At 62.2% G+C, this 4,384-nt stretch carries 5 protein-coding genes and 1 pseudogene; 3 read left to right on the forward strand and 3 right to left on the reverse strand.

Annotation, left to right across the window (positions count from 1 at the left end):
- The coding region (locus ACFPN9_RS17110; protein WP_377817293.1) for a hypothetical protein at nt 1-183 on the forward strand (183 nt) is incomplete at its 5' end.
- Nucleotides 184-833: 650 nt separating this feature from the next.
- Here the strand turns inward: ACFPN9_RS17110 and mobQ are convergent.
- Nucleotides 834-2,222 (reverse strand): MobQ family relaxase, encoded by a 1,389-nt coding sequence (gene mobQ / locus ACFPN9_RS17115; protein ID WP_082734919.1) that lies wholly within the window; start codon nt 2,220-2,222, stop codon nt 834-836.
- A 165-nt stretch (nt 2,223-2,387) separates the two neighbouring features.
- Between mobQ and ACFPN9_RS17120 the strand changes: the two genes are divergently transcribed.
- The gene (locus ACFPN9_RS17120) at nt 2,388-2,687 is read left to right on the forward strand and encodes a hypothetical protein (protein ID WP_067253503.1); all 300 of its coding nucleotides are present in this window, start codon (nt 2,388-2,390) and stop codon (nt 2,685-2,687) included.
- Here the strand turns inward: ACFPN9_RS17120 and ACFPN9_RS17125 are convergent.
- Nucleotides 2,678-2,953 carry a type II toxin-antitoxin system RelE/ParE family toxin gene (locus tag ACFPN9_RS17125; protein ID WP_067253500.1) on the reverse strand — a complete coding sequence of 92 codons (276 nt, stop codon included), beginning with the start codon at nt 2,951-2,953 and terminating at the stop codon, nt 2,678-2,680. The two genes, ACFPN9_RS17120 and ACFPN9_RS17125, sit on opposite strands and share 10 nt — an antisense overlap.
- Complete coding sequence (locus tag ACFPN9_RS17130) at nt 2,950-3,378, reverse strand: hypothetical protein (RefSeq protein WP_156449764.1); 429 nt, start codon at nt 3,376-3,378, stop codon at nt 2,950-2,952. Before ACFPN9_RS17130 ends, ACFPN9_RS17125 begins: the two co-directional genes overlap by 4 nt.
- 442 nt (nt 3,379-3,820) lie before the next feature.
- Here ACFPN9_RS17130 and ACFPN9_RS17135 point away from each other — a divergent pair.
- Nucleotides 3,821-4,108, forward strand: a pseudogene (locus tag ACFPN9_RS17135) (type IV secretory system conjugative DNA transfer family protein); the annotation flags it as partial.
- Between the last annotated feature and the right edge of the window lie 276 nt (nt 4,109-4,384).

Below are 4,384 nucleotides of genomic sequence, written 5' to 3' on the forward strand. Positions count from 1 at the left end.
GGACACCATCGGCCGCATCATCGACCTCTTCCCGCCCACCGAGTGCGCCAACTACTTCAGCGCGGCAGGGTACGACGCAACCTGATGGGATTCCGCTCTAAATATATAGAATATATCGCCGGCAATGAAACATCGGAAAAAATTTACTTTGCATGGGCGCAGGGTTTTATGAACGCGCATTAGTCAGAGCTCCAGCAGGCGTAGATGAAAATCTAGACTTGATCCCATCCAGATTTCCGATTGTTGAGCAAATGTCATTCGTAAAAAACTGGTGCAGATCCAATCGTGATCATGATTTTAGCGATGCCGCTTTTGCGCTCTTCAAAGTACTACGAGCGCAGATACTGAAACAATGACACCAATGAAGAAACGCGTATTATTGATTGAGCTACGGCAATTGTACCCCTGCATTGGGCTGTAGCGCGGGGCGGCGCCGGGCAAGAGGCGCCGCCCCGACCTTATTTGAGCGCAAGGCTCAGGCAGAGTTTTTAACCCGCAGATTCCTAGAGCGTTTTCCGATCAGGTCGCATCATATCGTTCGGAGGTGAAGTGACGTTGTCCCCTCCCACGTTCAAGTAATGATTGCCCGACTCGAGCTCGAAATAGCTGGTTTGCGTGACATCGTTGAAGCTGAACGCCGCAGAGCGGATGCCGAAGCAAAACGAGCTGATGGTGCGGAGGCCAGCTTTCGGGGCCTGGTTGAGGTTGAGCGCCAACGAGCTGATGCAGCAGCAGCCGATCGAGACGCCTGGCGAAATTTGGCGCAGCGACCGTGGTGGCGCCGATTGGCAGGCTAGCGAGCACTCCCATGTGAAGGGAGTGCTTGAGCTGCCTCACCTTTCGAAGCCGTCGCGCCCCAGCTGCGGTGAGCTTAGTTTGGGCTGCTGATCGGGTGTCTCAGGCCCGCCCAGGTGCCCCTCCTGACGAAGACGCTTGTACATTTCGGGTCCCGGAATCTCCCAGCTCCTGATCGTCTCGCGCGTCTTGGCGACCCAAATCCCTTCAATTGGGTCGTGCCGAAGCGCTTCCAGCCTTTGGGCGAGATTGCTTACGGCTCTGACGATGATCTCGCCGAGGGCGCGAACGACGGCACCTAGCAGAGCTTCCTGTCGGGCTGCGATCGGCTCGCGCCGCTGCCGCTTCTCGATGAACAGCAGGAGCAACGCCACTAACGGCTTTTCGCGATCGGTGGCGTGTTCGAGGCGCCACGGCGCCGGAGCGGGTTTCGCGAGCGGTTCTGGGGCCGTCGCCTGCACGGCCACTTTCGCGGCCGCGGCCAGCGGGTCGGACGCCCGAGGCGGGCTGGACTTCAGCAATTGCCGGACGGCCCGCTCTTGAGCCTCCTGGGCGGCCTGAGTGCCCAAGCCGGCCCTCTGAGCAACTGCGGTCTCACCGGCCCGCCGTTGCTGCTCCTGGGCCTCCTGATCGGCCTGGATCTCTCGGAGCTCCCGGGCAGCCCGGCTGTAGTCCTGGCGCGCCTCACGGATCTCGTTGTTGAGGCGAGCGCGACGGGACCCAGGCACATAGGCCGCGCCTGCCTGGCGAGCCTCACGACGCCGGCGGCGTTCGACGGCGGTCAGGTCAGGCCCGAGGTGCTTCGTGCCCGGACCGACCAAGCCAGCGGCGGCGCGCGAGCGATGGTCAATCCGCTCGGAGCGACCCGCCTCGAGTAGGGCCTGGTTGGCCATCTCGGCCCAGACCGACCGGAGTTTCTCGATCTCGGCCGAGCCCGTCTGGGCCGCGTCCAGGATCCGGGTCTTGGCCCCGAGGGACCCATCCGCCTCAACCACACGGGTGGTCGTCAGGATGTGGGCGTGATGATTGCGCTGGTCGCCCTCCAGGTTCGGGACATGGATCGCGACATCGGCTGCGACCCCGTAGGTCTCGACCAGGTGACGGGCAAAGCGCTTGGCCAGCATCGACCGCCCGACGGCGTCGAGCTCGGCAGGCAGAGCAAGCTCGTACTCCCGGGCGACAGTGCTGTTGCAGCGCTTCTCGGCCAGCTCCGCTGCGTTCCAGAGTTCGGCCCGATCCGCGGCCCATTCGGCCGTCGCCGGCGCGACGACGAAGGAGCCGGCGACTCCGGAACGCCGGCGATAGTCGTGGATCAGGCCGCTACCGCGATCCTCGATCCGGGCGCCGGAACGATACGCTGCAGCAGCGGTCGCAGAACGACCGGCTGAGCGTGAAATCGCTTTGACGCTGAGATGATAAATCGCCATCCGTTTCCGCCGCTATGGGGTGCAGGGGCTTGGCCCTTGCCGTACGCAAACTCGCGAAGTTTGCATAAGTGCGCCTTTTAGTAATTTCTCCTTGCTTTCTAATGGTACGTGACACCTCGCCATCCCGCAACTATCCTGTCGCGATGGACCAAACTGGATATTGCAATGAACGATATGGAAGAGAGCCCCTTGGTGGCTCGCAAAAAGAAGGTTCTGGAGGATCTCCAGAAAGCCAAACTCAAGCTGCAGAAAATTCAAACCCAGGAACGGAAGGCAGCTCGAAAGGACGACACCCGTCGGAAAATTTTGCTCGGCGCGAAACTGCTCGAGGAGCTCAAGAACGTCAAAAACCTGGACAATCTAGTGTTCCACTGGATCAGCACCATGCAGCCACGCGATAAGCCACTCTTCACAGAGCTCGCGGCCGAATTAGCCCAGCGGCGGCAGAATCCCCCTCAGGGATAGCGCTGACGGCCGTGCAGAACCCGCACGATCACGATCCGGGCCGCCTCGACCCGATACACCACCACGAAGGGCGTCCGCGTCGGCGGGAACTCCCGGGTGCCCTCGATCCGGCCGACCCGACCCATCTCTGGAAACCCGCCCAGCTTATCGATCGCCGCGCGGATCCGGATGACCTGGTCGCGAGCGGCGGTCGGATTGTCCTGAGCGATGATGCTGGCGTGATGAGCCAGATTTTGCAGCGCGCGGCGGCTGTAGACGACCCTCATTGGCGTTGGGTCGCCGCCACGATCGCCGCCTCGACCGCAGCAAAAGCCTCGTCAGCTTCGATCAGCTCGTCGCGATCGGCCTCCTCGAGGCCGGCCTGCACCTCGGCCCGGAACCAGGCGTCGTGGTCCGCTGCCTCGCGCTGGCGCCGCAGCCGCTCGGCCTGGTCGGGCCGGCGGTGCCCACCGGCCTCCTCATGACCGCTGGCATCGACCTCAAAGCGGGCCAAGCCCAGTTCCCCCTGTACGAAGGCCGCGGCGCTGTTGAGATGGCGCCACGTCCGCAGCTGTCGGCGTGTCGAGGCGACCACGCGTTCAAGGGCGCCGTAGCGCACCAGAACCGCCCAGCCACCGGGCTGGCCAAGCACGGTAGCACTGCGGATCGCCTGGGCTTCGACCAGGTTCCGCACCGCGCGGGAATCGATCATCTCGGGTATTCGTTCGGATCGGGACATTGCGGCACCGCCTTCTCAAAGAGATTGGGAGCATTCATTCAATGAATGCGACGCAAAGACAAGCGCGTCGCGACCGCCATGTTCCATAAATCCCATTCGGCGAATCCCGAGCAGACAAGGTCACCGCTCGACCTGGAGGAGGCAGCTCTCGACCCTTCTCGGACATCGCAGCTTCGGTAGCGCATCTGCTTTGGGAGCAGAGGGTCCAAGGATTTGCAGTCCTATGCACCCCTCCCCGCCAAACAGGTAGACGCAAGAGACTTAAAATCCCTTGGGATCCGAGCTGGGGAATTCTCGCCCTCCCTTCCTCGAAAAGCCCTTGGCCGGAGCGTAGCGGAGGCCCGCCAATCCGCCCACGCGGGGTCGGTAGGCCCCCTTAAAAGCGGGCGAGAGTGCCCCCGTTTGGGGGCTCCGCCTCCAGGTTTTTGGCGTCAACGATCATGACAGCGCCCGCCTGGTCTCAGATCTCACCGGCCAAGAGACCGTCGTCTTCCAGACCATGAGCCGCGCGCTCGACGCCGAAAAGTCAGGAATCTCCTATGGCGAGCAGCACGTCGCCCGACCGCTAATGACGCCCGACGAGGTCCGCGACATGCATCCGACCAGGCAGATGCTCTTCATCGCCAACCAGCGGCCCATCGTCACCGGCAAGCTGCGCTACTTCGCCGATCGCGAGTTCGAAGGTCTGTTCGACCATGCCTGACTTAGCAATCGGACGAGCACGGGGGACTTCAAGCATGAAAATCAGGCGCTACGCGCCGGGAATTCCTGCATACGGCCCTCTGGCTCTTTACGGCGCTGTGACAGAACGCGTCCGCCTCGTGGCCAGTGTCGCAATCCAATGCGAGCGACTATCGCTATGCAAACCAATACTAAAAGGTAAGCGTCGTCCCGGCCTCACCTTTCGCGCGGGGACTGGAACGTTGATGTTCCGAGCCGAGAGGGGCTTGGACATATGACGATTTCAGAGCTTACGCTT

This window comes from Allobosea massiliensis (genome assembly GCF_042655245.1).
GTDB lineage: Bacteria > Pseudomonadota > Alphaproteobacteria > Rhizobiales > Beijerinckiaceae > Allobosea > Allobosea massiliensis.

Bases quoted from the DNA above. Each gene is read 5' to 3' on its own strand.
- mobQ (WP_082734919.1), bottom strand. From the start codon at position 2,222: ATGGCGATTTATCATCTCAGCGTCAAAGCGATTTCACGCTCAGCCGGT.
- ACFPN9_RS17120 (WP_067253503.1), top strand. From the start codon at position 2,388: ATGAACGATATGGAAGAGAGCCCCTTGGTGGCTCGCAAAAAGAAGGTT.
- ACFPN9_RS17125 (WP_067253500.1), bottom strand. From the start codon at position 2,953: ATGAGGGTCGTCTACAGCCGCCGCGCGCTGCAAAATCTGGCTCATCAC.
- ACFPN9_RS17130 (WP_156449764.1), bottom strand. From the start codon at position 3,378: ATGATCGATTCCCGCGCGGTGCGGAACCTGGTCGAAGCCCAGGCGATC.